At 66.3% G+C, this 25,522-nt stretch carries 29 protein-coding genes; 19 read left to right on the top strand and 10 right to left on the bottom strand.

What is annotated here, in order from left to right; translation table 11 throughout:
- Positions 1-89: 89 nt before the first annotated feature.
- The 6 genes from ccmA to BMY71_RS19100 all read left to right on the top strand — a co-directional run bounded on the left by ccmA (position 90) and on the right by BMY71_RS19100 (position 3,619).
- Complete coding sequence (gene ccmA / locus BMY71_RS19125; protein WP_092685790.1) at positions 90-692, top strand: heme ABC exporter ATP-binding protein CcmA; 603 nt, start codon at positions 90-92, stop codon at positions 690-692.
- A gap of 49 nt (positions 693-741) precedes the next feature.
- The gene (ccmB, locus tag BMY71_RS19120; protein WP_092685789.1) at positions 742-1,410 is read left to right on the top strand and encodes a heme exporter protein CcmB; all 669 of its coding nucleotides are present in this window, start codon (positions 742-744) and stop codon (positions 1,408-1,410) included.
- A gap of 191 nt (positions 1,411-1,601) precedes the next feature.
- Positions 1,602-2,336, top strand: a complete 735-nt coding sequence (locus BMY71_RS19115; protein WP_092685788.1) for a heme ABC transporter permease — start codon at positions 1,602-1,604, stop codon at positions 2,334-2,336.
- Complete coding sequence (gene ccmD / locus BMY71_RS19110) at positions 2,336-2,512, top strand: heme exporter protein CcmD (protein ID WP_041805101.1); 177 nt, start codon at positions 2,336-2,338, stop codon at positions 2,510-2,512. The genes BMY71_RS19115 and ccmD overlap by 1 nt, the downstream gene beginning before the upstream one ends.
- Positions 2,509-3,108, top strand: coding sequence for a DsbE family thiol:disulfide interchange protein (locus BMY71_RS19105; protein WP_092685787.1), 600 nt, complete (start codon positions 2,509-2,511; stop codon positions 3,106-3,108). Before ccmD ends, BMY71_RS19105 begins: the two co-directional genes overlap by 4 nt.
- A gap of 118 nt (positions 3,109-3,226) precedes the next feature.
- Entirely contained in the window at positions 3,227-3,619 is a 393-nt protein-coding gene (locus tag BMY71_RS19100) for a ComEA family DNA-binding protein (protein ID WP_011500944.1), read from the top strand.
- A gap of 113 nt (positions 3,620-3,732) precedes the next feature.
- On the opposite strand, the gene BMY71_RS19095 is transcribed toward BMY71_RS19100, so the two are convergent.
- Together BMY71_RS19095 and ftsY are read right to left on the bottom strand one after the other, a co-directional pair.
- Complete coding sequence (locus BMY71_RS19095) at positions 3,733-4,365, bottom strand: septation protein A (RefSeq protein ID WP_011500943.1); 633 nt, start codon at positions 4,363-4,365, stop codon at positions 3,733-3,735.
- Positions 4,362-5,309 (bottom strand): signal recognition particle-docking protein FtsY, encoded by a 948-nt coding sequence (ftsY, locus tag BMY71_RS19090; RefSeq protein WP_011500942.1) that lies wholly within the window; start codon positions 5,307-5,309, stop codon positions 4,362-4,364. The genes BMY71_RS19095 and ftsY overlap by 4 nt, the downstream gene beginning before the upstream one ends.
- 28 nt (positions 5,310-5,337) lie before the next feature.
- Here ftsY and BMY71_RS19085 point away from each other — a divergent pair, with 28 nt between their 5' ends.
- A complete protein-coding gene (locus BMY71_RS19085) occupies positions 5,338-6,234 on the top strand; it encodes an RluA family pseudouridine synthase (RefSeq protein WP_092685786.1) in 897 nt (298 codons plus the stop codon).
- Here the strand turns inward: BMY71_RS19085 and mtaB are convergent.
- Entirely contained in the window at positions 6,170-7,501 is a 1,332-nt protein-coding gene (gene mtaB, locus BMY71_RS19080) for a tRNA (N(6)-L-threonylcarbamoyladenosine(37)-C(2))-methylthiotransferase MtaB (RefSeq protein WP_092685785.1), read from the bottom strand. The two genes, BMY71_RS19085 and mtaB, sit on opposite strands and share 65 nt — an antisense overlap.
- Positions 7,501-8,382, bottom strand: a complete 882-nt coding sequence (gene dapF / locus BMY71_RS19075; RefSeq protein WP_092685784.1) for a diaminopimelate epimerase — start codon at positions 8,380-8,382, stop codon at positions 7,501-7,503. The genes mtaB and dapF overlap by 1 nt, the downstream gene beginning before the upstream one ends.
- A gap of 233 nt (positions 8,383-8,615) precedes the next feature.
- Between dapF and BMY71_RS19070 the strand changes: the two genes are divergently transcribed.
- The gene (locus tag BMY71_RS19070) at positions 8,616-9,422 is read left to right on the top strand and encodes a GyrI-like domain-containing protein (protein ID WP_011500938.1); all 807 of its coding nucleotides are present in this window, start codon (positions 8,616-8,618) and stop codon (positions 9,420-9,422) included.
- Complete coding sequence (locus tag BMY71_RS19065) at positions 9,419-10,144, top strand: SIMPL domain-containing protein (protein ID WP_092685783.1); 726 nt, start codon at positions 9,419-9,421, stop codon at positions 10,142-10,144. The genes BMY71_RS19070 and BMY71_RS19065 overlap by 4 nt, the downstream gene beginning before the upstream one ends.
- A 23-nt stretch (positions 10,145-10,167) precedes the next feature.
- Here the strand turns inward: BMY71_RS19065 and BMY71_RS19060 are convergent, their stop codons facing one another.
- Positions 10,168-11,142: an MBL fold metallo-hydrolase gene (locus BMY71_RS19060; RefSeq protein WP_175557724.1), complete on the bottom strand. Its 975-nt coding sequence runs from the start codon at positions 11,140-11,142 to the stop codon at positions 10,168-10,170.
- A 357-nt stretch (positions 11,143-11,499) separates the two neighbouring features.
- On the opposite strand from BMY71_RS19060, the gene ffh reads away from it, so the two are divergent.
- From ffh to leuC, 6 genes are all read left to right on the top strand, one after another.
- The gene (ffh, locus tag BMY71_RS19055; RefSeq protein ID WP_011500935.1) at positions 11,500-13,053 is read left to right on the top strand and encodes a signal recognition particle protein; all 1,554 of its coding nucleotides are present in this window, start codon (positions 11,500-11,502) and stop codon (positions 13,051-13,053) included.
- Positions 13,054-13,214: 161 nt separating this feature from the next.
- Positions 13,215-13,538 (top strand): 30S ribosomal protein S16, encoded by a 324-nt coding sequence (gene rpsP, locus BMY71_RS19050; RefSeq protein WP_011500934.1) that lies wholly within the window; start codon positions 13,215-13,217, stop codon positions 13,536-13,538.
- A gap of 12 nt (positions 13,539-13,550) precedes the next feature.
- The gene (gene rimM / locus BMY71_RS19045; protein ID WP_092685782.1) at positions 13,551-14,081 is read left to right on the top strand and encodes a ribosome maturation factor RimM; all 531 of its coding nucleotides are present in this window, start codon (positions 13,551-13,553) and stop codon (positions 14,079-14,081) included.
- A 291-nt stretch (positions 14,082-14,372) separates the two neighbouring features.
- Complete coding sequence (gene trmD, locus BMY71_RS19040; protein WP_092685865.1) at positions 14,373-15,116, top strand: tRNA (guanosine(37)-N1)-methyltransferase TrmD; 744 nt, start codon at positions 14,373-14,375, stop codon at positions 15,114-15,116.
- Positions 15,117-15,229: 113 nt separating this feature from the next.
- Complete coding sequence (gene rplS, locus BMY71_RS19035) at positions 15,230-15,625, top strand: 50S ribosomal protein L19 (protein ID WP_011439250.1); 396 nt, start codon at positions 15,230-15,232, stop codon at positions 15,623-15,625.
- A 494-nt stretch (positions 15,626-16,119) separates the two neighbouring features.
- The gene (gene leuC, locus BMY71_RS19030) at positions 16,120-17,532 is read left to right on the top strand and encodes a 3-isopropylmalate dehydratase large subunit (protein WP_092685781.1); all 1,413 of its coding nucleotides are present in this window, start codon (positions 16,120-16,122) and stop codon (positions 17,530-17,532) included.
- Between the two features lie 98 nt (positions 17,533-17,630).
- On the opposite strand, the gene BMY71_RS19025 is transcribed toward leuC, so the two are convergent.
- From BMY71_RS19025 to BMY71_RS19010, 4 genes are all read right to left on the bottom strand, one after another.
- Positions 17,631-18,308, bottom strand: coding sequence for a hypothetical protein (locus BMY71_RS19025; protein ID WP_092685864.1), 678 nt, complete (start codon positions 18,306-18,308; stop codon positions 17,631-17,633).
- Positions 18,309-18,449: 141 nt separating this feature from the next.
- Positions 18,450-18,770 (bottom strand): hypothetical protein, encoded by a 321-nt coding sequence (locus BMY71_RS19020; RefSeq protein WP_092685863.1) that lies wholly within the window; start codon positions 18,768-18,770, stop codon positions 18,450-18,452.
- A 134-nt stretch (positions 18,771-18,904) separates the two neighbouring features.
- Complete coding sequence (locus BMY71_RS19015; protein WP_092685780.1) at positions 18,905-19,195, bottom strand: hypothetical protein; 291 nt, start codon at positions 19,193-19,195, stop codon at positions 18,905-18,907.
- Between the two features lie 500 nt (positions 19,196-19,695).
- Positions 19,696-20,034: a hypothetical protein gene (locus BMY71_RS19010; protein ID WP_092685779.1), complete on the bottom strand. Its 339-nt coding sequence runs from the start codon at positions 20,032-20,034 to the stop codon at positions 19,696-19,698.
- 115 nt (positions 20,035-20,149) lie between these two features.
- Here BMY71_RS19010 and BMY71_RS19005 point away from each other — a divergent pair, with 115 nt between their 5' ends.
- The 3 genes from BMY71_RS19005 (at position 20,150) to BMY71_RS18995 (ending at position 23,260) form a co-directional block, all read left to right on the top strand.
- Positions 20,150-20,551, top strand: a complete 402-nt coding sequence (locus BMY71_RS19005; RefSeq protein WP_011500925.1) for a metallopeptidase family protein — start codon at positions 20,150-20,152, stop codon at positions 20,549-20,551.
- A 90-nt stretch (positions 20,552-20,641) separates the two neighbouring features.
- The gene (gene leuD / locus BMY71_RS19000) at positions 20,642-21,247 is read left to right on the top strand and encodes a 3-isopropylmalate dehydratase small subunit (RefSeq protein ID WP_011500924.1); all 606 of its coding nucleotides are present in this window, start codon (positions 20,642-20,644) and stop codon (positions 21,245-21,247) included.
- Between the two features lie 318 nt (positions 21,248-21,565).
- Positions 21,566-23,260, top strand: a complete 1,695-nt coding sequence (locus BMY71_RS18995) for a methyl-accepting chemotaxis protein (protein ID WP_092685778.1) — start codon at positions 21,566-21,568, stop codon at positions 23,258-23,260.
- A gap of 171 nt (positions 23,261-23,431) precedes the next feature.
- Here the strand turns inward: BMY71_RS18995 and BMY71_RS18990 are convergent, their stop codons facing one another.
- On the bottom strand, positions 23,432-24,310 hold the full coding sequence (locus BMY71_RS18990; RefSeq protein WP_011500922.1) for an HpcH/HpaI aldolase/citrate lyase family protein: 879 nt from the start codon (positions 24,308-24,310) through the stop codon (positions 23,432-23,434).
- Between the two features lie 200 nt (positions 24,311-24,510).
- On the opposite strand from BMY71_RS18990, the gene BMY71_RS18985 reads away from it, so the two are divergent.
- A complete protein-coding gene (locus tag BMY71_RS18985) occupies positions 24,511-25,155 on the top strand; it encodes a carbonic anhydrase (RefSeq protein ID WP_011500921.1) in 645 nt (214 codons plus the stop codon).
- Positions 25,156-25,522 lie beyond the last annotated feature (367 nt).

The raw sequence follows: 25,522 nt of genomic DNA, 5'->3' as shown, positions 1-25,522 counted from the left end.
AGATGCGCCGCCAGTTCGACAACGACTAGCGTCAGCGTCGATTGTGAGCAAGGCGATCCCGAATTCCGGGCGCGGAACAGGCACGACGAATGCGGCTTTCGGGACGCGGGCTAAGATGTGTACGAGGCGGCCGCGAGGTGTTCGACGGGCTCGATGTCGAGGCCGCGGGCGGCGAGGCCTTGGCGCTGGTCGGCCATAACGGCGCCGGCAAGACGTCACTGCTGCGGCTGATCGCCGGCCTGTTGGCGCCCGCCGCTGGTACCATCACCTTCGACGGCGGCGAGCCGGACACGCCGGTCGCCGAACAGGCGCATTATCTCGGCCATCGCGACGCGCTGAAGCCATCGCTCAGCGTCACTGAAAATCTGGCGTTCTGGCGCGAGTTCCTCGGCGGCGAACCGACCGATCTGCCGGCCGCCGTCGAAGCCGTCGGTCTCGCCCACGCCGCGGAGCTACCGGCCGCCTATCTGTCCGCGGGCCAGCGCCGGCGGCTGTCGATCGCGCGGCTTCTGGTGGTGCGGCGGCCGATCTGGCTGCTCGACGAGCCGACCTCGGCGCTCGACGTCAGGGGCCAGGAGATGTTCGGTCGGCTGATGAGCGATCACCTCGCCGGCGGCGGACTGATCATCGCCGCCACCCACAGCCCGCTCGGCATCGCCGCGCGCGAGATGCGGATCGGAGCGGCGGCATGAGCGGGCTTGGATTGATCGCGTTGGTGATGCGAGCCACAGGAGCCCGCCCATGACCGCGCTTGGAGCGATCATCCGCCGCGACATCCGGATCGCGCTGCGGGTCGGCGGCGGCGCGCTGGTCGGGGTGCTGTTCTTCCTCACCGTCGTGGTGCTGATGCCGTTCGCGGTCGGTCCCGACCTGAAGCTGCTGCAGCGGCTCGGCCCCGCGATCCTGTGGCTCGGCGCGCTGCTGGCGAGCCTGCTGACGCTGGACCGGCTGTTCACCGCCGACGCCGAGGACGGCTCGCTCGATCTGATCGTGATGAGCCGCACACCGCTGGAACTGACCTGCGCCGCCAAGGCCTTCGCGCATTGGCTCGCCGCCGGCCTGCCGCTGATCGTCGCGACCCCGGTGCTGGGGCTGCTGCTCAACCTCGACGGCATGGCCTCGCTGGCGGTGATGGCGACGCTGCTCGCCGGAACCCCGGCCCTGACCTTCACCGGCATGATCGGCGCCGCGCTGGCGGTGACGCTGCGCCGCGGCGGGCTGCTGCTGGCGGTGCTGGTGCTGCCGCTGTCGATCCCGGTGCTGATCTTCGGCGTCGCGGCGTCGCAGGCCGCCATCGTCGGACCGGTGCCGTTCGGCACGCCGTTCTCGATTCTCTGCGCGCTGTCGCTGGCGAGCCTGGTGATCGGCCCGTTCGCCGCCGCCGCCAGCCTGCGGCACGGGCTGGACTAGATCCCGGAAAGTGGATGCCGTTTTTCGGAAAAGATCATGCTCAATCAAGAAGCTAAAGCAGGATGACCATTCGAAGATGCGTCATCTTGCTTGAGCATGACGCCTTCCCGCCCGATCAACTCCCACGGAGGCCCCGCAGGTTCTGCCGGCCGTCATTGCCTGCGCGCGCTCCTCCCATTATCAGAGACAGCATGACGCTGACCGAACTCGCCAATCCGACCCGGTTCCTGTCGCTCGCGGGCCGCCTGCTGCCGTGGCTGGCGGGTGCGACCGCGCTGCTGCTCACCGTCGGGCTGGTGCTGGCGATGCTGGCGCCGGACGATTACCAGCAGGGCGCGACCGTGAAGATCATGTTCGTGCACGTCCCGAACGCCTGGCTGGCGATGTTCGTGTGGGGCGTGATGAGCCTGGCCTCGCTCGGCACGCTGGTGTGGCGGCATCCGCTTGCCGACGTCGCCGCCAAGACCGCCGCCCCGATCGGCGCCGCCTTCGCCTTCCTGGCGCTGCTGACCGGCTCGCTGTGGGGCCGGCCGATGTGGGGCACCTATTGGGAATGGGACGCCCGGCTGACCTCGATGCTGATCCTGTTCCTGATGTATCTCGGCCTGATCGCGCTGTGGCGCGCGGTCGAGGACCCGTCCCGCGCGGCGCGCGCCGCGGCGGTGCTGACGCTGGTCGGCGCGATCAATCTGCCGATCATCAAATTCTCGGTCGACTGGTGGAATACGCTGCATCAGCCCGCCTCGGTGATGCGGATGAGCGGCCCGGCGCTGGACAAGGCGTTCCTGTCTCCGCTGCTGGTGATGGCGGTCGGCTTCTCGCTGCTGTTTCTCACATTGCACGTCGCCGCGATGCGCAACGAGATCCTGCGCCGGCGGGTGCGCACCCTGCAGATGATGCAGGCCAGCCGAGCCGAGGCGGCGTGATGTTCGGTCGCTACGCCGAGTTCATCGTCTCCTCTTATGCGGCGACCGCGATCGTGGTCGTGCTGCTGATCCTCTGGGTGGTGATCGATTATCGCCGCCAGAAGGCGCGGCTGCGCGACCTGGAAGCGCGCGGCGCGGTTCGCCGCTCCGGCCGCAGCGCAACGGATCTGTCATGAGCACGCCCGCACCCGACGCCCCCTCCCCGAAGCGCCGCTCGCTTGTGGTCGCGCTGCCGCTGCTGGTGTTCGCGGGACTGGCGGCGCTGTTCTGGTTCAGGCTCGGCGATCGCGATATTTCGAGGATTCCGTCGGCGCTGATCGGCCGCGAGGCCCCGCAGACGACGTTGCCGTCGCTGGAAGGCCTTACACGGGACGGCGTCCAGGTCGCCGGCCTCGACCCGGGACTGTTCAAGGGCAAGGTCAGCGTCGTCAATGTCTGGGCGTCGTGGTGCGTACCGTGTCACGACGAGGCGCCGCTTTTGACCGCGCTCGCCGACGACAAGCGCATCCAGATCGTCGGCATCAACTACAAGGACAAGCCCGACAACGCCCGACGCTTCCTCGGCCGCTATGGTAACCCATTCGTCGCCGTCGGCGTCGACCCCAATGGCCGCGCCGCGATCGAATGGGGCGTCTATGGCGTGCCGGAGACCTTCGTGGTCGGGCGCGACGGCAGGATCGCCTACAAGCTGGTCGGCCCGATCACGCCGGACAATCTCGACAAGCTCCTCAAGGCCGAGATCGGCAAGGCGCTCGCCGCGCCGCAGAGTTAGCAGCCGCACGAAATTATTTGCAGCGTTTATCGGCGGTTCATTTGCCGGCCATGGCGCCGCCATGAAGAGACGGCTAGCTTCACGTCGTTACTAACAACGTCCGTGGAGGGACATCGCCATGCGTACTTTCAAGCTGCGTACTTTGAAGCTGCGTCATCTCACGCTTGCGCCGCTCGCCGCCGCGCTCGCCTTCGGCCTGCTCGTCAACGCCCCGGCTATGGCCCAGGCCCCCCAGACCACGCCCCAAACCGACAAGATGGCGCCGCCGCCGGCCGCGACCAAGACGTCGCCGACCGCCGGCGCCAAGTCCGAGAAAGTGGACCTGCTCGACATCAACTCGGCCACCGTGGAGCAGCTCGAAGTGCTGCCGGGGATCGGAAAGGCCTATTCGGCCGCGATCATCAAGGGCCGCCCCTACAAGGGCAAGGACGAGCTGGTGCAGAAGAAGGTCGTGCCCGAGAAGACCTATGAGGGCATCAAGGACAAGATCATCGCCAAGCAGAAAGGCTGAGCGGCGCGCCTCCGTCGCCACGAAGGAACACGTCATGCCCGGGCTTGACCCGGGCATGCATCACTTGAAGAAGGATGGATTGCCGGGTCAAGCCCGGCGATGACGGCTCAAAACTACCGCCCGGAGACGTCGCCTTCATCGGTCGCGCTTTGCTCCAGCGTCGCCGGCGCAACCTGATAGCGCTTGGTCAGCGGCATCTGCAGGATCGCGAACAGCATGGTCAGCGGCACCATGCCGAACACCTTGAACGACACCCAGAACTCGGTCGTCTGCGTCCGCCACACCGCCTCGTTCAACACCGCCATCGCGAAGAAGAACAGCGCCCAGCGCAGCGTCAGCTTGCGCCAGCCTTCCGCCGTCAGGTTGAACACCTGATCGAACATGATCGCGATGAACGAACGCCCGAACAACAGCCCGCCGCCGAGCACCGCGCCGAACAGCGTGTAGACGATGGTCGGCTTCATCTTGATGAAGGTCTCGTCGTGCAGCACCAGCGTCAACGTGCCGAACACCAGCACGACGACAGCCGTCACCAGAGCCATCATCGGCACGTGCTTGGTGACAACGTAGGACGCGATGATCGCCGCGATCACCGCGACCATGAAAGCGCCGGTGGCGGCGAACAGATTCCACTTCGCATTGACGAAGAAGAACACCAGCAGCGGGCCGAGCTCGGTCGCGAGCTTGAACAGCGGATGCGGCTGGTTCTTCGGCACGAGATCGTTGGTGGCGGAGTCCTTGGTCATTGCGTCTCCGTGCCGGCGATCGCTTGCGCGAAATCGCGCGCGGTGAACGGCGAAAGATCCTCGACGCCTTCGCCGACGCCGATGAAATGCACCGGAAGCTTGTGCTTCTCCGCGATCGCCACGAGGATGCCGCCGCGCGCGGTGCCGTCGAGCTTGGTCATCACCAGGCCGGTGACGCCGGCGGTTCTGGTGAACGCCTCGACCTGCGACAGCGCATTCTGTCCCACCGTGGCGTCGAGCACCAGCAGCACCGCATGCGGCGCCGTGTCGTCGACTTTCTTGATGACGCGAACGACCTTTTCGAGCTCGCTCATCAGTTCCTTGCGGTTCTGCAGCCGGCCCGCGGTGTCGATCAGCAGCACGTCGCGGCCCTGCTCCTTGGCCGCGGTCAGCGCGTTGAAGGCGAGGCTCGCGGAGTCCGAGCCCTGCGCGCCGGCGATTACCGGCGTGCCGGTGCGCTCGCCCCACACCTTCAACTGCTCGATCGCCGCGGCGCGGAACGTGTCGCCGGCGGCCATCATCACCTTGCGGCCTTCCGCCGCGAAGCGGGCCGACAGCTTGCCGATCGTGGTGGTCTTGCCCGAACCGTTGACGCCGACGACGAGAACCACGAACGGTTTCTTGGCGTCGTCGATCACCAGCGGCTTCGCCACCGGCGCCAGCACCTTCTCGACTTCGGAGGCGACGATCTCCTTCACATCGCTCGCCGAAATCATCTTGTCGTAGCGGCCCTCGCCGACCGCATCCGAAATCCGCGACGCCACCTCGGTGCCGAGGTCGGCGCGCAGCAGCACGTCCTCGATCTCATCGAGCATCGCCCGGTCGAGTTTGCGCTTGGAAATGAATTCGGAGAGCGCCGTGCCGATTGAACTCGACGTGCGCTTCAGCCCGCTGGACAGCCGCCGCCACCAGCTCGGTTTCTGTGTTTCCGGAGTGTCACTCATCTGGGCGCTGTGTTAGCCGTTTCGGGCCATGAACGAAAGCCACCCAGATCAATTCGACGTGCCGGAACTGTCGCCCGAGGACATTCAGGCGCGGGTGCTGCATCGCGACGGGCTGATGCTGGTGATCGACAAGCCGGCCGGCCTGCCGGTGCATCGCGGCCCGAAGGGCGGGCCGAATCTCGAAACCTCGTTCGAATTCCTGCGGTTCGGCCTGCCGCGCCCGCCGGTGCTGGCGCATCGGCTCGACCGCGACACCTCCGGCTGCCTGGTGCTCGGCCGCCACCGCAAGGCCACCGCAACGCTCGGGCTGCTGTTCAAACACAGCAAGATTTCAAAAACCTACTGGGCGATCGTCGAGGGCGGTCCGGAGCAGGACCATGGCACCATCGACCTGCCGATCGGCCGCCTCAACGCCGAGCGCGGCTGGTGGCAGAAGGTCGATCCCGAGGGCCTGCCGTCGCTGACCAAGTGGACGGTGCTGGGGCGGTCCCATCCTGTTGCGCCCGCGCCTGCTGCGATCAGCAGTGAGCCTGTGGCAAGCGACTCCCCTCCCCCTTGCGGGGAGGGGTCGGGGATGGGGATCGACAACGGGAGCTTCGCTTCGGGGGCCCCCCACCCCAACCCTCCCCCGCAAGCGGGAGAGGGAGCAGGCGGTGCGCGTGGAAAGCGCCTCACCTGGCTCGCCCTCGAACCCATCACCGGCCGCACCCATCAATTGCGGGTGCATTGTGCGGCGATGGGCTGGCCGATCGTCGGCGACAACATCTATGGCAACGGCCCGCGCTTCGGCGAACCGAAGCTGCATCTGCACGCGCGCGAGATCGTCATCCCGTTGTCGCGCAACAAGCCGCCGGTGATCGTCACCGCGCCGCCGCCGCCGCATCTGCACCCGCGGCTTGCGGCGTGTGGCTGGAGCGGCGCGTAGTCGTCAGCCGCGCGCCGTCGTGCCCGGCGATCGTCAGGCTCTGCACCGTCCCCGGGGTCGCGCCTGACATCGCCACCGGAATGAAATGCTCCGTGCGCCCTTGGGTCGCGCTTTCGATCAGCACGGCGCGGGTTTGCCCGATTTCCGCCTGCAGGCGCCGTTGCAAAGCCGCTTCGCCTGCGGCGCGCAGCCGCGCGGCGCGTTCGCGGATGATGCGGCCATCGAGCTGCGGCATCCGCGCCGCCGGCGTGCCGGGGCGTTTCGAATACGGAAACACGTGCAGGAAGCTCAGGCCGCAGTCGTCGACCAGATCGAGCGAGCGCTGAAACATCTCTTCGGACTCGGTCGGGAAACCTGCGATCAGATCGGCGCCGAGCGCAATGTCCGGGCGCAGCCGCCGCACCTCGTCGCAGAACGCGATCGCATCGGCGCGTAAATGCCGCCGCTTCATCCGCTTCAGGATCAGATCGTCGCCGGCCTGCAGCGACAGATGCAGATGCGGCATCAGCCGTTGTTCGCCGGCGAGCGCGTCGAGCAGATCGCGATCGGCCTCGATCGAATCGATCGAGGAAATCCGCAGCCGCTGCAGCTCCGGGACGTGGCGCAACACTTTCTTGACTAACGCGCCGAGCTTCGGCGTTCCGGGCAGGTCGGCGCCGTAGCTGGTGAGATCGACGCCGGTCAGCACGATCTCGGCATGGCCGCGCTCGGTCAATGCGCGGACCTGATCGACCACCGCGCCGATCGGCACCGAACGCGAATTGCCGCGGCCGAACGGGATGATGCAGAACGTGCAACGGTGGTCGCAGCCGTTCTGGACCTGCACGAACACCCGCGGCAATCCGCTCTGATAACCGTCGACGAGATGCGGCGCCATCTCGCGCACCGCCATGATGTCGGCGACCGCGATCTTCTGTTCGGCGCCGAGGCCGAAAGCAGTGTCGGCGTCGAATGCGATGCGCGCGGCGCGCCAGGCCTCGGAGCGCATCTTGTCGTCATTGCCGATGACGCGATCGACTTCGTCCATGCCTGCGAAGGTGGCCGGCTCGGTCTGCGCCGCACAGCCGGTCACGACGATGCGGGCGCCCGGCCGCTCGCGCTTCAGCTTGCGGATTTGCTGCCGCGCCTGCGCCACCGCCTCGTTGGTGACCGCGCAGCTGTTGATGACGATGGCGTCGTGAAGACCCGCACCTTCGGCCTCGCGGCGGATCACTTCGGATTCGAACGCGTTGAGGCGACAACCGAAGGTGACGATCTCGACCGCCATCAGGCCGAGGTCTTGTCGCGTGAACGGGCGAACAGCGCCGGATCGAACCGGCCCTCGAACTCGAAGGTCGCGCCGCCGGTCATCAGCACGTGATTGTCGCTCTCGCGCCACGCGATGCTGAGTTGGCCGCCCGGCAGCGTCATTTCGACGACGCGATCGGCCCGCTTGAGCCGCGCCGCCGCCACCGCAGTGGCGCAGGCGGCCGAGCCGCAGGCCCGGGTCAGTCCCGCGCCGCGCTCCCAGGTCCGCATCGTGATGTGATCGCGATCGACGATATGGGCGAGCGTGATGTTGGCGCGCTCCGGAAAGATCGGATGGTTTTCCAGCAGCGGCCCGAACCGGCCGAGATCGTGGGCCTCGATGTCGTCGACCCAGAAGATCGCGTGCGGATTGCCCATGCTGACGACCGAGGGGGTGTGCAGCAGCGGCGCGTCGATCGGCCCGATTTGCAGCTCGATCGATCGCGTGTCGCGAAATTCCTCGGCGAGCGGAATGTCCTTCCAGCCGAACTTCGGCTCGCCCATGTCGACGGTGTAGAGCCCGTCGGCCGGTCCCCGCCAGCAATTCAGCAGACCGGCGCGGGTCTCGAAAGTCAGTCCCTGCTTGTCGGTCCGTGCGAACATCTGCCGGGCGACGCAGCGCATGCCGTTGCCGCAGGCGCCGGCCTCGGAACCGTCATTGTTGTAGATCCGAACGAACGCCTCGGTGCCCGGCAGCCGCGCCGGCTGCAACAGCATCAGCTGATCATAGGGCAGATGCGCCGCCACCGCGCGCGCATCGTCCGGCGTGACCGGCGCCGGCTGATCGCGCAGATCGACCACGACGATCTCGTTGCCGATGCCGTTCATCTTGGCGAAGAGGCGATTGTCCAGCGCGCTCATGATCCACGTCCTTGTGCGGCCTATATGGCGAAGGCCGCTGGCTTTGGCCAGCCCGGCAAAACCTCTCCGATTCGACTGCGACCAGCCGCCGCCACAGTCAAGCCACATGCCGATCGCAAGGGACGGCAGCGGCCGCCGGGTGTTAAGGTCGGGCCGGGACCGCCGATCCGCCGGCGCACAGGATCGCGGTGACCCGATGCGGCCATCCGCCTGTGGCCAGGGAGACATTTGGAATGAACCGCCACCGCTTTTTTCATCCCGCTCTGCTCGGGCTGCTGTCTGCCGCCGCGCTGACGCTGGGCGCAGCCGGCGCGCCGGCGCAAACCGAAACCAAGCCGGCCGAAACCAAGTCCACCGAAACAAAGCCGGCCGAGACGACCACGCCGCCACCCGCCGCGACGACGCCGTCTCCGTCCACGCCTGCTCCATCGGCGGCTGCTCCGTCCACGCCTGCTCCATCGACCGCTGCTCCGGCGACACCAGCGCCCTCGACCCCGCCCGCTGCGGCCGAGACGCCTGCGACGCCTCCGCCCGCGGCCCAGACGCCGGCCGTGCCGCCGGCCGCCAAGGTGCAGACCGCCGATCCGTTCGGCGAGGAGATCACGCTCGCACCGAAGACGGCGGTGGTCCTGAAGGGCAAGGCCAGTTGGGACAACGCGTTCGAAAGCCTGATCGAGGCCATTAAATCAGTGACCGGCCTGCTCGAGAAGCAGGGCATCAAGCCGAACGGCAATCCGATGATCGTCTACACCTCGACCGACGATAACGGCTTCACCTTCCAGGCCGAGATTCCGGTGCCCGAGGCGCCGAAGAATCTGCCCAAGACCATGAGCATGGGGCCGACGCCGGACGGCAAGGTGCTGAAATTCGTCCATCGCGGCTCCTACGACAATATGGACAACACCTACGAGGCGATCACAAATCACCTCGACGACAAGAAGATCGAGGCTAAGGACACCTTCGTCGAGGAATACATCACCGACCCGCTGACCACCGCGGAAGACAAGCTTGTAATCAACGTCTATGTGCCGATGAAATGACCATGCAGCTCCACACCCTCACCGCCGCCGCCCTGATCCTCGCCACGCTCGGCGCTGCGCCGGGTCGCGCTCAACCCGTGCCGTCGCCCCAGCAATGGCAGCAGCAGTCGGCGATCACTGTCATCGGCGAAGCGCAGAAGTCGGTACCGCCGGACATCGCGCAGGTCGAAGCCGGCGTTTCCAACATGGCGAAGACGGCGCGCGCCGCCGCCGAGGCCAACAACAATGCGATGGGCAAGGTGCTGCTCGAGCTGAGAAACGCCGGGATCGACGCCAAGGACATCCAGACTTCGCGCCTGTCGATTCAGCCGCAATACGCATCGAACCGGTCGGGGCCGAGCGAGATCACGGGCTATCTCGCCAGCAACCTCGTGACCGTCCAGGCGCGCGACATGGCCCGCGTCGCCGGCCTGGTCGACACGCTGGTGGTCGCCGGCGCCAATGAGATCCGCGGCATCAGCTTCCGCGTCGCCAATTCGTCCAAGGTGCTCGACGACGTCCGCACCGAGGCGATCGCCGACGCCCGGCGCAAGGCCGAGATCTACGCGCGCGCCGCCGGAGTCACGCTCGGCGCGCCGCTGGTGATTTCCGAGGACGCCAGCCCAGGCGTCGCTCCGATGCGCAAGATGGCGACGAGTTTCGATGCCGGGGCGCCGGTCGCCGCGGGTCAGGAAACGCTGAGCGTCACCGTGATGGTGAGCTGGGCGATCAAGGCCCCGTAGGTTCGCGCGCGGCGCGGTCGGGCTCAGACCTCGAACACCTGTCCCGGCTTCAGCACGGCGAACCGCTCGCGCGGCACGCCGGCGGCGTCGAGCGCGGCGTAAAGATCCGTCTCCGGCGCGTCGATCGCTTCGTCGGTGAGCTGGAATGTGCCGTGATGGTTCGCCAGCGCCTGCGCGGCGCCGCAATCGGCCAGCGCCTGCACAGCCTCGGCCGGATTCATGTGCTGATCCTTCATGAACCAGCGCGGCTCGTAAGCGCCGATCGGCAGGATCGCCAGCCGCAACGGCGCATGAGTGTGGCGTACATCGCGGAAATGCTTGCCGTCGCCATAGCCGGAATCGCAGACGACGTAGATCTTGCCGGCGGGGGTCTCGAGCACGAAGCTCGCCCACAGCGCGCGATTGCGATCGAACGCGCCGCGCCCCGTCCAGTGCCGGGTCGGCGTCAGCGTCACCGCGACGCCGGAGCCGAGCTCGACCCGGTCGCGCCAGTCATAGGCCTCAGCGCGGATCGCGCCGTCATGCGCGGTCATCGTCAGATCGTTGCCGAGCGGCGTGATCACCCGCGGCGCATGTTTTGCGGCGAGGCGCGACAGCGTCGCCAGATCGAGATGATCGTAATGCCCGTGCGACACCAGCACGACGTCGATCTGCGGCAGCGCGTCGAAGGCGATGCCTGGATCGTTGTGCCGCTTCGGTCCGGCGAAACTCACCGGCGAGACGCGCTGCGACCACACCGGATCGATCAGGATGTTGAGCCCGCCGGTCTGGATCAGCCAGCTCGCATGGCCGACATAGGATAGCCGGGCCTTGTCGCCGGTGACGCGCGGCGGCGGCGTATCGGCATAGGGACTCGGCGCCCAGTCCGGCCATGGCGCCGGCTTGTGGCCGAAGCGCCAGCGCAGCAGGTCCGCCCAGCTCTTCGGCGGCATCCCGTCGCGATCGAAGAAGCGCTCGCCGTCGAAATGATCGGTGATCGGGCCTTTGTAGAAGGTCATGCGGAAAACCCAGAATGAGGACAGTCCGGTCAATTTGACCAGTTGTTTAGAGCTTCCGAGGACGCCGACTGCAATTCGCCTTCGGCCTCCGACCCGCCAGATCGGTCGCACCTTGCATTCGGAGGTCCGAACGCGTATTGATCCCCGCGAAATCTCGAAAAGTTCTCTTTTCGATCCGCCGACCGGCCCTGGAGGCCGGAGGTCAACGCCCGACAGCGCGATGCGCCCTCGGGCGCGAACGTGTTTTGTGCCATAGGCCTTTCCCTGAAGGGCCGTTGCTGGGTCACAGGCCTTTCCCCGAAAGGCCGTTTTGGATCAAAGGCCTTTCCCTGAGAGGCCGTGGTTGGGTTGGGATCGATGTTCGACAATCTGTCGGAAAAGCTTGGTGGCATTCTCGATCGTCTGACCGGGCGCGGCTCGCTCAGCGAGGCCGACGTCGATGCGGCGATGCGCGAGATCCGCCGCGCGCTGCTCGAGGCCGACGTCGCGCTGGAAGTGGTTCGCTCGTTCACCGAGAAGGTTCGCGAACAGGCCGTCGGCGCCACCGTCGTCAAGTCGGTCAAGCCCGGCCAGATGGTGGTCAAGATCGTCAATGACGAGCTGATCGCCATGCTCGGCTCCGACAGCCAGGCGATCGACCTCAATGCCGTCGCCCCGGTGCCGATCATGATGGTCGGTCTGCAGGGCTCGGGCAAGACCACCACCACCGCCAAGCTGGCGCGCCGGATGACCCAGCGCGACAAGCGCAAGGTGCTGATGGCCTCGCTCGACGTCTATCGCCCGGCGGCGATGGAGCAGCTCGCGGTGCTCGGCCGCGATCTCGAGATCGACACGCTGCCGATCGTCGTCGGCCAGAAGCCGCAGGACATTGCGCGGCGCGCGATGGAAGCCGGCAGGCTCGGCGGCTACGACGTCGTGCTGCTCGACACCGCCGGCCGCACCACGCTCGACGAAGACATGATGTCCGAGGCGGCCGAGATCAAAGCCGCCGCCAATCCGCACGAAGTGCTGCTGGTCGCCGACAGCCTCACCGGCCAGGACGCGGTCAACCTCGCGCGCGCCTTCGACGAGCGCGTCGGTCTCACCGGCATCGTGCTGACGCGGATCGACGGCGACGGCCGCGGCGGCGCGGCGCTGTCGATGCGCGCGGTCACCGGCAAGCCGATCAAGCTGATGGGCACCGGCGAAAAGACCGATGCGCTGGAAGATTTCCACCCGAGCCGGATCGCCGGCCGCATCCTCGGCATGGGCGACGTCGTCTCGCTGGTCGAGAAGGCCGCCTCGACGCTCGACGCCGAGAAGGCCGCCGCCGCCGTCGAGAAGATGCGCAAGGGCAAGTTCGATCTCGCCGACATGCGCGAACAGCTCGAGCAGATGACCAAGATGGGCGGCATCGGCGGCCTGATGGGGATGATGCCCGGCATCTCCAAGATGAAGAACCAGATCGCCGCCGCCGGCGTCGACGACAAGGTCCTCAAGCGCCAGGTCGCAATCATCGATTCGATGACCCGCGAGGAGCGCAAGAACCCCGACATCCTCAAGGCCAGCCGCAAGAAGCGGATCGCCGCCGGCGCTGGCATCAAGGTCGAGGACGTCAACAAGCTTTTGAAAATGCACCGGAATATGGCCGACATGATGAAGGCCGTGGGCCGCGGCAAGGGCGGCCCGATGGCCGGCCTGGCGCAGGCGATGGGCTTCGGCGGCGGCTTGCCGACGGCCGAGCAGATCAAGGCGATGCAGGAAAAGGCGCAGCAGGGCGGCGAGCTGCCCGGCGGCCTGCCCGAGCTGCCGAAGGATCTGCCCGCCAGCCTGCGCACCGGCCTGCCGAAGCTGCCCGGCCTGACCGGCCTCAGCGGCAAGCCGACGCTGCCCGGCCTCGGCTCGTTCCCCGGCTTCGGCAAGAAGAAATGAGCGCCTTGCTCGCCCTCTCGGTCATTCCGGGGCGCCGCGCAGCGGCGAGCCCGGAATCTCTCGCACAGAACACCTCGGGATTCCGGGTTCGCGCGTTTCACGCGCGCCCCGGAATGACGAGCTGATCAGCAACACACAACGAACCCACCCAGGAGACCTAAATGTCCGTCGTCATCCGCCTCGCGCGCGCAGGCACCAAGAAGCGCCCGTTCTACCATGTCGTCGTCGCCGACTCGCGCTTCCCGCGCGACGGCCGCTTCATCGAGCGGCTCGGCTACTTCAACCCGCTGATGGCGAAGGACAACGAGGCCCGCCTCAAGCTCGACCTCGACAAGGTCAAGGACTGGCTCGCCAAGGGTGCCCAGCCGTCGGACCGCGTCGCCCGCTTCCTCGACACCGCCGGTATCAAGAAGCGCGAAGCGCGCAACAACCCGGAAAAGGCGGTGCCGCGCAAGGAGCGCAAGGCCGCCGAAGCCGGCAAGTAAGCAGGGCGGCGGATGCCGGCCGGGCTGATCTGCATTGCCCGGATCGGCGCGCCGCATGGCGTGCGCGGTGCAATGCGGCTGTGGAGCTTCACCGCCGAGCCGCTCGCGGTGATGGATTACGGCCCGCTCGCCACCAAGGACGGCGCACGGTCGTTCGAGATCGCCACCGCGCGCCCGGCCAAGGACCATCTGGTCGTGACGCTGAAGGGCGTCGCGACGCGCGACGAGGCCGAACGCCTCAACGGCCTCGAGCTCTACGTCCCGCGCGATCGGCTGCCGCCGACCGAGGATGACGAGTACTACCATGCCGATTTGATCGGCCTCCCCGCGATCACGCCGGCCGGCGAACCGCTCGGCCGCGTGCTCGCGATCCATAATTTCGGCGCTGGCGACATCATCGAGATCGCGCCGCCGCAGGGTGCGACCCTGCTGCTGCCGTTCACCAACGCGGTGGTGCCGACGATCAACCTCACGGCCGGCCACGTCGTGATCGAACTGCCGACCGAGATCGAGGGCGATACGCCCAACCATCCGGAGGCGTGAGCCTCACGCAATCCCGTGTCCCGGACGCGATGCAGCACGCCGTGCTGCGTCGCAGATCCGGGACCCCGGTTACTATCTCGGGTGTCAGAAACCGGGGCCCCGGATCTGCAGCGCACCACGCCTTCGGCGTGCTGCACTTTGTCCGGGGCACGGTGCTACCCATTTAGCTCCCGCGTCATCGCCGGGCTTGACCCGGCGATCCATCGCCTTGCGAAGATGATGGATGCGCGGGTCAAGCCCGCGCATGACGCTTCGTTTGCAGCGAGCCTGCGCAACTCACGGACTGCTTCGATGTGGCGCGCTACTGTTCTCACCCTGTTTCCGGAGATGTTTCCCGGACCGCTCGGCGTCAGCCTGGCGGGGCGGGCGCTGGCGGGCGGGCTGTGGGGGCTCGAGGCGCGGGATATCCGCGACTCGGCCACTGACCGGCACCGCAGCGTCGACGATACCCCGGCCGGCGGCGGCCCCGGCATGGTGCTGCGCGCCGACGTGCTGGCGGCCGCGATCGACGCCGCCACTCCCACGCCGGACCAGCCCCGGCTGGTGATGAGCCCGCGCGGTCGGCCATTGACCCAGGCGCGCGTCGCGGACCTGGCCCGCGGCCCCGGCCCGCTGATCGTCTGCGGCCGGTTCGAGGGCATCGACCAGCGGGTGATCGACGCGCGCGCCCTCGAAGAGGTGTCGATCGGCGATTACGTGCTGTCGGGCGGTGAAATCGCCGCGATGGCGCTGATCGATGCCTGCGTCCGGCTGCTGCCCGGCGTGATGGGCAAGCTCGATTCCTCGACCGAAGAGAGCTTTTCGGCCGGGCTCCTGGAATATCCGCAATACACCAGACCGCAACTCTTCGAGGGCCGGGCGATCCCCGAGATCCTGACCAGCGGCGATCACGGCAAGGTTGCGGCCTGGCGCCAGGCCGAGGCCGAGGCCCTGACACAGGCGCTCCGACCCGATCTTTGGGCCGCGACAACCGCAAAAAAGGCCCCGGCGAAGGGTGAATCACGAAAAACGCCAAAAAACACGACGGACGGGTGACAAGCCCTGTGGATTGCCGTATAGCACCGGCAAATCCGTGCAATGGCAGGACAGTGGATCTTCGCGCAGCCCGCGCCGGGATGGTCGGGCGCGCCGCCGATGGAGAATTTTCGATGAACCTGATTCAGACGCTCGAAAAAGAGCAGTTCGACAAGCTGTCCGCCGGCAAGACGATTCCGGAATTCGGCCCCGGAGACACCGTGATCGTCAACGTCAAGGTGGTCGAAGGCGAGCGCTCGCGCGTGCAGGCCTATGAAGGCGTCTGCATCGGCCGCTCCGGCGGCGGCATCAACGAGAGCTTCACCGTTCGCAAGATCTCGTATGGCGAAGGCGTCGAGCGCGTATTCCCGCTGCTGTCCCCGATGATCGACTCGATCAAGGTGGTGCGCCGCGGCAAGGTGCGTCGCGCCAAGCTGTATTACCTGCGCAATCTGCGCGGCAAGTCGGCCCGTATCGTCGAGAAGAAGCAGGACCGCCCGGCCAAGGTCGCCGCCGGCGCCGCCGAGTAATCTTCTCCACGACGTCATTGCTTTGCGAAAGCGCGGGTTTTGCCCGCGCTTTTTCGTTGGTGTCGGTTCCTGCTTGTGTCCCGGGCGCGGTGCAGCGTTCTTAACGCTGCTCCGCAGACCCGGGACCCCTGTTGCTTTCGCCACGTCCAAACCGGGGCCCCGGATCTGCAGCGCACCACGTCGCTGCGCGCCGCGTTGCGATGCGTCCGGGGCACGACTGTCGTAGATGCTGCAGCACGGAACCGCGCCCTGGCCACGGCAGCCGATACATTGTCGGCCGCGCATGACGTGCTATATGGGTGGCATGTTTCCAGATAGCCCGCCCACCTTGCCGATCGTGCTCGACGACCGCAGCCGCCTGCCGTGGCGGTTCTTCGGGCGGCTCACGACGTCGGCGCTCGCGGCCTGAGCGCAAACGCTTCGCGCGGTTGTCGCGCTGATGCGACGCACGCTTCCAAAACTCCGCTTCAAATTCCGGTTCAAGGACTGACACCATGTCCGCTGCAAAGCCCACCACGCTGTACGACAAGATCTGGAACGACCATCTGGTGCATGAGGCCGACGACGGCACCTGCCTGCTCTATATCGACCGCCATCTGGTGCACGAAGTGACCTCGCCGCAGGCGTTCGAGGGGCTGCGCACCGCCGGCCGCAAGGTGCATTCGCCGGAGAAGACGCTGGCGGTGGTCGATCACAACGTGCCGACCACCGATCGCTCCAAGCCCAATCCCGATCCGGAGAGCGCCGAGCAGATCGCCGCGCTCGCCGAGAACGCCCGCGATTTCGGCGTCACCTATTACAACGAATACGACAAGCGCCAGGGCGTGGTGCACGTCATCGGCCCGGAGCAGGGCTTCACGCTGCCCGGCACAACCATCGTCTGCGGCGACAGCCACACCTCGACGCATGGCGCGTTCGGCGCGCTGGCGCATGGCATCGGCACGTCTGAAGTGGAGCACGTGCTCGCGACCCAGACGCTGATCCAGAAGAAGGCCAAGAACATGCGCGTGACCGTCGACGGGCAGTTGCCCGACGGCGTCACCGCCAAGGACATCATCCTGGCGATCATCGGCGAGATCGGCACCGCCGGCGGCACCGGCTATGTGCTGGAATATGCCGGCGAGGCGATCCGCGCGCTGTCGATGGAAGGCCGCATGACGGTCTGCAACATGTCGATCGAAGGCGGCGCACGCGCCGGCCTGATCGCGCCCGACCAGAAGGCCTATGACTTCCTGAAGGGCCGCCCGCTGGCGCCGAAGGGCGACGCCTGGGACGCCGCGCTGCGCTATTGGGAAACGCTGCGCTCCGACGACGGCGCGCATTTCGACCACGAGCTGCGCCTCGACGCCGCGGCGCTGCCGCCGATCGTCACCTGGGGCACCTCGCCGGAAGACGTGATCTCGATCACCGGCCGCGTGCCGAACCCGGCCGACATCGCCGACGAAGCCAAGCGGCTCTCGAAGGAACGCGCGCTGGCCTATATGGGCCTGACCCCGGGGACCAGGATCACCGACATCAAGATCGATCGAATGTTCATCGGCTCCTGCACCAACGGGCGGATCGAGGATCTGCGCGCTGCCGCCAAGGTCGCCGAGGGCAAGACCGTCAACGGCAATGTCAGCGCGATGATCGTGCCGGGCTCGGGTCTGGTGAAGGAGCAGGCCGAGGCCGAAGGCCTCGACAAGATCTTCATCAAGGCCGGCTTCGAATGGCGCGAGCCGGGCTGCTCGATGTGCCTCGCGATGAATCCCGACAAGCTCGCGCCGGAAGAGCGCTGCGCCTCGACGTCGAATCGCAATTTCGAAGGCCGTCAGGGCTTCAAGGGCCGCACCCATCTGGTGTCGCCCGCGATGGCCGCCGCAGCCGCGATCGCCGGCCATTTCGTCGACATCCGCGAGTGGCGCTGAGCGCCTTCGCGGCATTGCCGAACGGCGAGATAACGAATTAGCCAAAACACGACAGGCGCCCGATGGGCGCCTGTTTGCTTTTCAACGATCACGATGAGTTACCAGTACACCCGCCAGGCGCGGTGATGGCGATGATGGTGCCGCCAATGATGGCGGTGCAGATGATGCCGCCACGGCCGGAACTGGCAGACGCGGCGCGGCCCGTAATAGGTGTAGATCACGCGGCAGACCCGACGTGGCCCGTAATAGACCGGCGCATAGTAGCGCGGCCTGTAATAGCCGTAGTAGCGCGCGCCGCCGTAGTACGGCCGGAAGCCGGGGTATCGATGGCCGAAGTGTCGATGGCCGAAGTGACGGTGGCCGAAGTGACGGTGGCCGACGAAGCGCGGGCCGCCGTAGAATTGACGATGTTGGAACATCGGCCCGCGACCGATATGGCCGACGCCATGATATCCGCCACCGTGAAACGCAGGGCGGAAACCGCCGCCGCGAAATCCTCCGCCATGATGAAACCCGCCGCCGCGGAAACCGCCACCGCCGCCGCCGATGTGGCCAGCGCGCACCTGGATCAGGCGCTCGGTCGCCGTGTCGTTGGCAGCCGCCTTGTTGGCAGTCGCTGCGCCCGCGCTCGCCGGCGACAGCGCCTGCGCACGCGGCGCAGTCGCGATCGACATCGCCAGTGCCGCGACCGCCGCGACGGCGAACAAGCCGACCCGGCTTGCCAGAGCGGGAGGATGAGATCGACGTGGTGTGATTGCCATCGCGTATGCGGCCATCGGCGGCTCCCCGGCGCCGTCACGCGGCGCGTTGACGAGTTGGACTCCCTGTCGCTCCCACATCAAAGCTAGGGGCCGCGAGGTGAACGCGCCATGAATGAGCGAGCGCACCGCAGCCGCGCATCGCAGCCGGGCGAGCGCTTACCAGGAGGGCTGGAAGCCGTAACCGCCGAAGCCGAACGGGAAGAATGGCGCCATGCCGTACGGACGATAATCATGTGGCCGCGCATAATAGCGCGGCGCGTAGTAGCCGGGACGCGGACCCCTTGCATGATGACGGTGCGCGGATCGCCGCAACTCACGATGCGCATGGCGGGCGCGATGGCGCGAGCTGAACTCGGTCGGCATCGACTCGCCGGCGCGGGTCGCGCTTGCTGCCGCCGGCATGGGGACCTGCGCTGCGACCGGCGACATCACGCCGAGCGCGGCTGCAATGATCGCTGCTCCGATCCATGTTCGCATCGCATCGTCCTTCCCGGCGCGCATCTGACGCAGACGATGTTAGCGCTGCGCGCGGTGACGCAACAGCCCCAACAACAACAGCCGGAATAAAAACAGGCCCGGAAACCGGGCCTGTTTGCTGAACATCGCTGCGATCAGCGCCAGTGGCGATGGTGGTGGTGGTGACGGGGCGCTCCGTAGTGCCGGTGGGAGCGGTGCCCGTAATGATGCCCGCGGTAATGATGAGGCCGGACGTGGCGATGATGCCGGTAGCCGTGATGATGGTGGCGATACTGCACTTCGCTGACGTCCGAGATCACGTCCCGCTGGACACTCGTGGCGAGCCCGGCGGCCGCCATCGGCGCGGCCTGCGCGCGATCGCCCGGCGCGGCGATCAGCAGCAATCCCGCGACAGCGGCGAGACCGGTGAGTTTCAGAATGTTCATGGACGAGTTTCCTTAGGTTGGAGATTCGCTGCGACCAGAATGATGCGCTCCGGCGTGTTGCCGGACCGCAGAGCGACTGGCGCTGCTTGTGATCATGCTGGAGCGCGCGACGTGAATGCGAAGTGAATGCGTCCCCGCGTGCGACCCAATGCGCATCGCGCCGCAGTGGTTCCCGCATCGGTGATATTTGCCGAATGCAAAGAGAAATAAATCGACCAACTGCGCGTCTTGCGACGGCATTCATTCGATAACTCAGCAAGTGACGACAGCAAGCGAGGAGACGACGAGGGTGGCTCGCTCACGCTGGCGACGACTGGCCGGGGTCGCGATCTGCGGCATCATGGCGCTGCCGGCGAGCGCCGCATCGGCGTCGCCGTGGCCGGGCACGTGCCGGGCGAGGCCAGCACGACGGTTCAGACGGCGATGGCTTGTGGTCTATGGGTCGATGGCGGCGGGCGATCGGCGCCGGCCTGGTCGGCGCGCGGCAGCGCTGAGTGCGCTCAGCCGCGGCGCCAGAAGCAACTCATCCGCGGCGTGATCACGGTTCCGCTCGGGCGATACTCCTGGACATAGGTCGCGGTGCATTCGCGGACCGCGTTCGGCCCCGGGTTGAAGCGCGGATAGACGCCGTCCGGCGCGTTGCGCGGATAGATCCGCAATCGCCGTGGCGGGCGGCGCTGCTGCGACGAGAGATCGGTCGATGAGAGATCGGCGGGCGCCGACGAGACGGACGGCCGCGCCGGTTTGGGGGTCTGCGCCCGTGCCGGTTCCGCAGCCTGCAGCAGCAGCGAAGCGGCGAGCCCCAGCCCTGTCGCCGCCAGTGTCATCCGTCGGATCATCGCAACCGTCCCGTCCCCAAATCCTCGGCGGCACCGTCCCCGATCAGAACGCCGCCGTCAACCGCAGCAACATGCCGCCTTTGCCGAACCCCTCGTCATCCCCTACAACGCTCCGATGTGGACAACCGCCAAGGCGCCCTCGCTCGCCGAATTCGAGGAGATGGCGCACGAGATGTTCGGCAAGCTGCCGGACGATTTTCGCGCCCTGTGCGAGGGCGTGATCATCCGCGTCGACGATTTTCCCACCGACGAAGTGCTCGACGAGCTGCAGGCCGAGACCGAGTTCGACCTGCTCGGCCTGTTCCAGGGCATCGGCCTGCCGCAGCGGTCGAACCAGGACATCGCTCCGCTGCCGAACATGATCTGGCTGTATCGCCGGCCGATCCTCGACTATTGGGCCGATCACGACGAGACGCTCGGCCACATCGTCAGCCACGTCCTGATTCATGAGATCGGCCACCATTTCGGCCTGTCCGACGACGATATGGAAGAGATCGAGTCGCAAGTTGCCGATTGAGCCGGCCGGCGCATCACCGTCCGCGGTTTCGGCGCTTGACCCCCTGTTCGGGGGCGTTATGACCTTGGCCAGACCCCGGGAGACCTGACGATGGACAAGTTCACCACGCTGGAAGGCGTTGCCGCGCCGCTGAAGATCATCAATGTCGACACCGACATGATCATCCCGAAACAGTACCTGAAGACAATCAAGCGCACCGGACTGGGCAAGGGCCTGTTCTCGGAGCAGCGCTACAACGACGACGGCAGCGAGAATCCGGACTTCATCCTCAACAAGCCGGCCTATCGCAACGCCAAGATTCTGGTCGCCGGCGACAATTTCGGCTGCGGTTCGAGCCGCGAGCACGCACCCTGGGCATTGCTCGATTTCGGCATCCGCTGCGTGATCTCGACCTCGTTCGGCGACATCTTCTACAACAACTGCTTCAAGAACGGCGTGCTGCCGATCCGCGTCTCGCAGGCCGACCTCGACAAACTGTTCGACGACGCCGAGCGCGGCTCCAACGCCACCGTCACCATCGACCTGCCGGCGCAGGAAATCCGCGGTCCGGACGGCGGCACCGTGAAGTTCGAGATCGATCCGTTCCGCAAGCACTGCCTGATCAACGGCCTCGACGACATCGGCCTGACGCTCGAGAAGAAGGCCTCGATCGACAGCTACGAGGACAAGGCGAAGACCGAGCGCGCCTGGGCCTGATGATTTCGATCGGGCCGCTGCGCGGCTCGATCGTCGCTTTCAAAAGGCGGAAACCGGTCGGGGCGATCGCCGCGCGAGATTTGGGCGCGCCGCAGCTGCAAGTCGACCGGAGCGCACGCCACATAGCATGACGCGCATCATAACGAGACCCAGTTACTCCGCACAACGATTAGTTGTGAAATTGCGCCTAATAACTATGACGATCGACCTCTTACCACGTATTGCTACGTGGTTACCCGCGGCAACCGGGTAACTCCTGATAAATTTGATCCGGCTACTATGTGCGCGTCTTCTCACAGCGCACTGGAACCGTCCTCGATGAAAATCCGGATCACAATTTCGGCGATGATCGTGCTTTTCGGCGTAATCACCGCGATCGGCCTTGCCGCGATGCTGGCCACCAGCACGTTCGCACTCAAGCAATTGCGCGTCGGCGGCCCGCTGTATTCGCAGATCCAGCTCGCCAACGATCTCGTCGCCGATATTCTGCCGCCTCCGGCTTACGTCATCGAAGCCTATCTGGAAGCGACGCTGGCGCTGCGCAAACCGTCGGAACTGGCCGCCCACCAGGCGAGACTGGCGCAGCTTCACAAGAGCTATTCGGAACGCAAGGACTATTGGTCGTCGAAATCCGAACTCGATCCGTCGGTCAAGAAGAGACTGACGGTCGATTCCGACGCCGAGGTCCAGAAGTTCTGGAAGGTCGCCGAGCAGGACATGATCCCCGCTTTGAGCAAGGGCGACAAGGCCCGCGCCGAAGCGGCGTATGCAGAGCTCGAAACGATCTATCAGGCTCATCGCAGCATCATCGACGACATCGTCAAGAAGGCCAACAACGAGAATTCCGAGCTCGAAAAAGTCGCCGCAACGCAGGTCGACTCCTATTCGATGGTGACCTGGGTGGTTTCCGGCCTGGTGGTGACGCTGATCGTTCTGGGTGTTCTGGGAATCGCAATCGGCCTGGTGCGTCCGGTCGTTCGCCTGACATCCGCGCTCGAGGAGATGGCCGGCGGCAATCTCGACGTCGCGATCCCGGGAGCCGGCCGCGGCGACGAGATCGGCGGCATGGCGCGGGCGGTTTCGGCGATCAAAGCGAATGCCGAGCAGAAAGCGCGCGACGAGGCCGAGGCCAAGAACAGGCTCGACCGGCTCGCCGCCGAGCAGCGCAAGGCGGACATGGCCCGTCTCGCCGACAGTTTCGAAGGGGCGGTCGGTGAGATCATCGAGGTCGTGTCGTCGGCCGCGACCGAACTCGAGGCGTCCGCGCGCTCGCTGTCGTCGACCGCGGAGCGTTCGATCGATCTGGCGACCGGCGTCGCGGCGGCGTCCGCGGAAGCCTCCTCAGGCGTGCAATCGGTCGCCTCCGCCAGCGAGGAACTGACCGCTTCGGTCGCCGAGATCAGCCGTCAGGTGCAAAGCTCCGCCCGCGTCGCCAACGAGGCGGTGGATCAGGCTCAGAAGACCAACAGCCGGGTCGGCGAGCTGTCGAGTGCGGCAGCGCGTATCGGCGACGTCGTCGAACTGATCAACACCATCGCCGGCCAGACCAATCTGCTGGCGCTGAATGCGACGATCGAGGCGGCACGCGCCGGCGAGGCCGGCCGCGGGTTTGCGGTCGTGGCTTCGGAAGTGAAGGCGCTGGCCGAACAGACCGCGAAGGCCACGGGCGAGATCGGCCAGCAGGTCGCCGGCATCCAGGCGGCGACCGAGGAATCGGTGGTGGCGATCAAGCAGATCGGCAACATCATCGGCCAGATGTCCGAGATTTCCTCCACGATCGCCTCGGCGGTGGAAGAGCAAGGCGCGGCAACGAAGGAAATCTCCGCCAACATCCAGCAGGCGGCCCACGGCACGTCACTGGTCAGCTCGGATATCGCCAACGTCAAAGGCGGCGCGCAGGAAACCGGCGCGGCCTCCGCGCAGGTGCTGTCGTCGGCGCAATCGCTGTCCAAAGAGAGCAACCGCCTCCGGGTCGAGGTCGGTAACTTCCTCTCCTCGGTGCGGGCCGCCTGACCGCAGCCAGGTTCGTCAGCGCGTCGTCGAGCGAAGCGGCGTCCCGGTTAGAGCTTCGGTTCTGATTGAATCAGAACCGAAGCTCTAACTTTTTGTTATAACGCGTTGTCTTGACGCGAACCGGTATCCGCTTCGCTCGAAAACGCTGGAAAAGCTGCCGGGACGACGCGATCAACGCCCCATCGTTTCGACCGCATCGGCGATCGCGATGGTCTTCTTCGCGATCTCGGCGTGCAGCCGCTCGACCATCCGGCCGTCGAGCTGGATCGCGCCGCGACCGGCGTTTTCCGGGCGCTCGAACGCGGCGATGATCTTGCGCGCCTGAGCCACGTCCTCGGGCGGCGGGGTGAAGGCTGCGTTGCAGGCTTCGATCTGCCCGGGATGAATCAGCGTCTTGCCGTCGAAGCCGAGATCACGCGCCTGGGCGCATTCCAGGGCGAAGCCGTCGACACTGGCGATGTCGCTGTAGGGGCCGTCGAGCACGGTCAGGCCGTGCACGCGCGCGGCGAGGATGCAGTGCGTGATCATCGGGATCATCGCGGTGCGGCCGGGCAGCATTCGGATGCCTGTTTCGCGCGAAATGTCGTTCGGACCGAACACGAAGCCGGCCAACCGCGTCTCGGAATCGTGGACCTGCGCCGCCAGCTCCTCGGCGTGAAGCACGCCGCGCGATGTCTCGATCATGATCCAGACCCGGATCGACATGTCGGCGTTGAGATCGCTGAGCCGATCGGCGATCGCCGAGAGGTCCTGCACGCTCGACACCTTGGGCACCAGAATGCCGTCCGGCTTGACCTTGGCGGCCATCGCGATGTCGTCGAGCCACCACGGCGAATCCAGCGCGTTGATCCGCACCAGCACCTCGCGGCGGCCGTAACCCTTGGCCGCGACGGCCTGCCCGATCTGATCGCGCGCCTGCGCCTTGGCCTCCGGCGCCACCGAGTCCTCGAGGTCGAGAATCAGCCCGTCGACGGGCAGCAGCCGGGCCTTCTCCAGCGCCCGCGCGTTCGACCCCGGCATGAACAACAGGCTGCGGCGCGGTCGGATCATCGGCTTGTCCCCTTCGGTACCCGGAAAACGATGGCGATATCATTTCGGCCGGCAGGCCGGAAGACTTGTTCGCGGCGGCGTCCTGTGATTATGCGGGCGGGATCAGGCGCGCGCGTCTCCTGATCGCAGACCGTTCCGCTCGCGAAGACGCGTCGGCACAAGCTCACTTTGCACCCGCCCACTTTGGAGGCTCAGCGCCGATGACATCGTTTCCGAAAACATTGATCGAGGGCTACCAGGCGTTCCGGACGCAGCGGCTGCCGACCGAACAGTCCCGTTACCGCGATCTCTCGGAGCGCGGTCAATCGCCGGAGGTGATGCTGATCGGCTGCTGCGACAGCCGGGTTTCGCCGGAAGTGATCTTCGACGCCGGCCCCGGCGAGTTGTTCGTGGTTCGCAACGTCGCCAATCTGGTGCCAGTCTACGAGCCGGACGGCGGTGCCCACGGCGTCTCGGCGGCGCTGGAATTCGCCGTACAGGTGCTGAAGGTCAAGCACATCGTGGTGCTCGGCCACGCCCAGTGCGGCGGCATCAAGGCCTTCACCGACAAGACCCCGCCGCTGACCGACAGCGACTTCATCGGCCGCTGGATGTCGATGTTCATCAAGCCCGGCGAGGTGGTCGAGCAGCGCGACCACGAAAGCGTCCAGGACTTCCGCACCCGGATCGAAAAGGCCGCGGTATTCCGCAGCATCGAAAACCTGATGACCTTCCCCTGCATCAAGATCCTGGTGGAACGCGGCAGGCTGCAGCTGCACGGCGCTTATTTCGGCGTCGCCGCGGGCGAGCTGTTCGTCCTCGATCCGCAGACCAAGGAGTTCCGCCCCGCCGCGCCGCGGGGGTGAGCGAATAGCGCCCATGATGGGCGTCATCCTGTGGTGCGCGCCCTTGCACGCCTCGAAGGGTGGCGACGTGCCGGCTGCCTCGATACACCCGGCGAATCGACGCCCGCTCGAGCGTTCTCAAGCGAAGTGGATACCGGTACCGTCAAGAAAACGCGTCAGAACATCAAGTTATAGCGTTTTCGAGCGAAGTGGGCACCGGTTCGCGTGAAGAAAACGCGTCAGAACAAAAAGTTAGAGCTCGGGTTCTGATTCTATCAGAACCCGAAAAGCTCTAGGTGGTGTGGACTCTAAGGATTCCCTTTTAGGAGCAAATCAGATTCAAGGCTGCTTTTGAGGAGGCAGCCTTGGGTGTGAAGGAGCGTTTGGT

It is taken from the genome of Rhodopseudomonas pseudopalustris (assembly GCF_900110435.1).
Classification (GTDB): Bacteria; Pseudomonadota; Alphaproteobacteria; order Rhizobiales; family Xanthobacteraceae; genus Rhodopseudomonas; species Rhodopseudomonas pseudopalustris.
Note: the sequence above shows the minus strand (reverse complement) of the source record. Positions and strands in the feature narration are given on the sequence as shown.

Bases quoted from the DNA above. Each gene is read 5' to 3' on its own strand.
- ccmA (WP_092685790.1), top strand. From the start codon at position 90: ATGCGGCTTTCGGGACGCGGGCTAAGATGTGTACGAGGCGGCCGCGAG.
- ccmB (WP_092685789.1), top strand. From the start codon at position 742: ATGACCGCGCTTGGAGCGATCATCCGCCGCGACATCCGGATCGCGCTG.
- BMY71_RS19115 (WP_092685788.1), top strand. From the start codon at position 1,602: ATGACGCTGACCGAACTCGCCAATCCGACCCGGTTCCTGTCGCTCGCG.
- ccmD (WP_041805101.1), top strand. From the start codon at position 2,336: ATGTTCGGTCGCTACGCCGAGTTCATCGTCTCCTCTTATGCGGCGACC.
- BMY71_RS19105 (WP_092685787.1), top strand. From the start codon at position 2,509: ATGAGCACGCCCGCACCCGACGCCCCCTCCCCGAAGCGCCGCTCGCTT.
- BMY71_RS19100 (WP_011500944.1), top strand. From the start codon at position 3,227: ATGCGTACTTTCAAGCTGCGTACTTTGAAGCTGCGTCATCTCACGCTT.
- BMY71_RS19095 (WP_011500943.1), bottom strand. From the start codon at position 4,365: ATGACCAAGGACTCCGCCACCAACGATCTCGTGCCGAAGAACCAGCCG.
- ftsY (WP_011500942.1), bottom strand. From the start codon at position 5,309: ATGAGTGACACTCCGGAAACACAGAAACCGAGCTGGTGGCGGCGGCTG.
- BMY71_RS19085 (WP_092685786.1), top strand. From the start codon at position 5,338: ATGAACGAAAGCCACCCAGATCAATTCGACGTGCCGGAACTGTCGCCC.
- mtaB (WP_092685785.1), bottom strand. From the start codon at position 7,501: ATGGCGGTCGAGATCGTCACCTTCGGTTGTCGCCTCAACGCGTTCGAA.
- dapF (WP_092685784.1), bottom strand. From the start codon at position 8,382: ATGAGCGCGCTGGACAATCGCCTCTTCGCCAAGATGAACGGCATCGGC.
- BMY71_RS19070 (WP_011500938.1), top strand. From the start codon at position 8,616: ATGAACCGCCACCGCTTTTTTCATCCCGCTCTGCTCGGGCTGCTGTCT.
- BMY71_RS19065 (WP_092685783.1), top strand. From the start codon at position 9,419: ATGACCATGCAGCTCCACACCCTCACCGCCGCCGCCCTGATCCTCGCC.
- BMY71_RS19060 (WP_175557724.1), bottom strand. From the start codon at position 11,142: ATGACCTTCTACAAAGGCCCGATCACCGATCATTTCGACGGCGAGCGC.
- ffh (WP_011500935.1), top strand. From the start codon at position 11,500: ATGTTCGACAATCTGTCGGAAAAGCTTGGTGGCATTCTCGATCGTCTG.
- rpsP (WP_011500934.1), top strand. From the start codon at position 13,215: ATGTCCGTCGTCATCCGCCTCGCGCGCGCAGGCACCAAGAAGCGCCCG.
- rimM (WP_092685782.1), top strand. From the start codon at position 13,551: ATGCCGGCCGGGCTGATCTGCATTGCCCGGATCGGCGCGCCGCATGGC.
- trmD (WP_092685865.1), top strand. From the start codon at position 14,373: ATGTGGCGCGCTACTGTTCTCACCCTGTTTCCGGAGATGTTTCCCGGA.
- rplS (WP_011439250.1), top strand. From the start codon at position 15,230: ATGAACCTGATTCAGACGCTCGAAAAAGAGCAGTTCGACAAGCTGTCC.
- leuC (WP_092685781.1), top strand. From the start codon at position 16,120: ATGTCCGCTGCAAAGCCCACCACGCTGTACGACAAGATCTGGAACGAC.
- BMY71_RS19025 (WP_092685864.1), bottom strand. From the start codon at position 18,308: ATGGCCGCATACGCGATGGCAATCACACCACGTCGATCTCATCCTCCC.
- BMY71_RS19020 (WP_092685863.1), bottom strand. From the start codon at position 18,770: ATGCGAACATGGATCGGAGCAGCGATCATTGCAGCCGCGCTCGGCGTG.
- BMY71_RS19015 (WP_092685780.1), bottom strand. From the start codon at position 19,195: ATGAACATTCTGAAACTCACCGGTCTCGCCGCTGTCGCGGGATTGCTG.
- BMY71_RS19010 (WP_092685779.1), bottom strand. From the start codon at position 20,034: ATGATCCGACGGATGACACTGGCGGCGACAGGGCTGGGGCTCGCCGCT.
- BMY71_RS19005 (WP_011500925.1), top strand. From the start codon at position 20,150: ATGTGGACAACCGCCAAGGCGCCCTCGCTCGCCGAATTCGAGGAGATG.
- leuD (WP_011500924.1), top strand. From the start codon at position 20,642: ATGGACAAGTTCACCACGCTGGAAGGCGTTGCCGCGCCGCTGAAGATC.
- BMY71_RS18995 (WP_092685778.1), top strand. From the start codon at position 21,566: ATGAAAATCCGGATCACAATTTCGGCGATGATCGTGCTTTTCGGCGTA.
- BMY71_RS18990 (WP_011500922.1), bottom strand. From the start codon at position 24,310: ATGATCCGACCGCGCCGCAGCCTGTTGTTCATGCCGGGGTCGAACGCG.
- BMY71_RS18985 (WP_011500921.1), top strand. From the start codon at position 24,511: ATGACATCGTTTCCGAAAACATTGATCGAGGGCTACCAGGCGTTCCGG.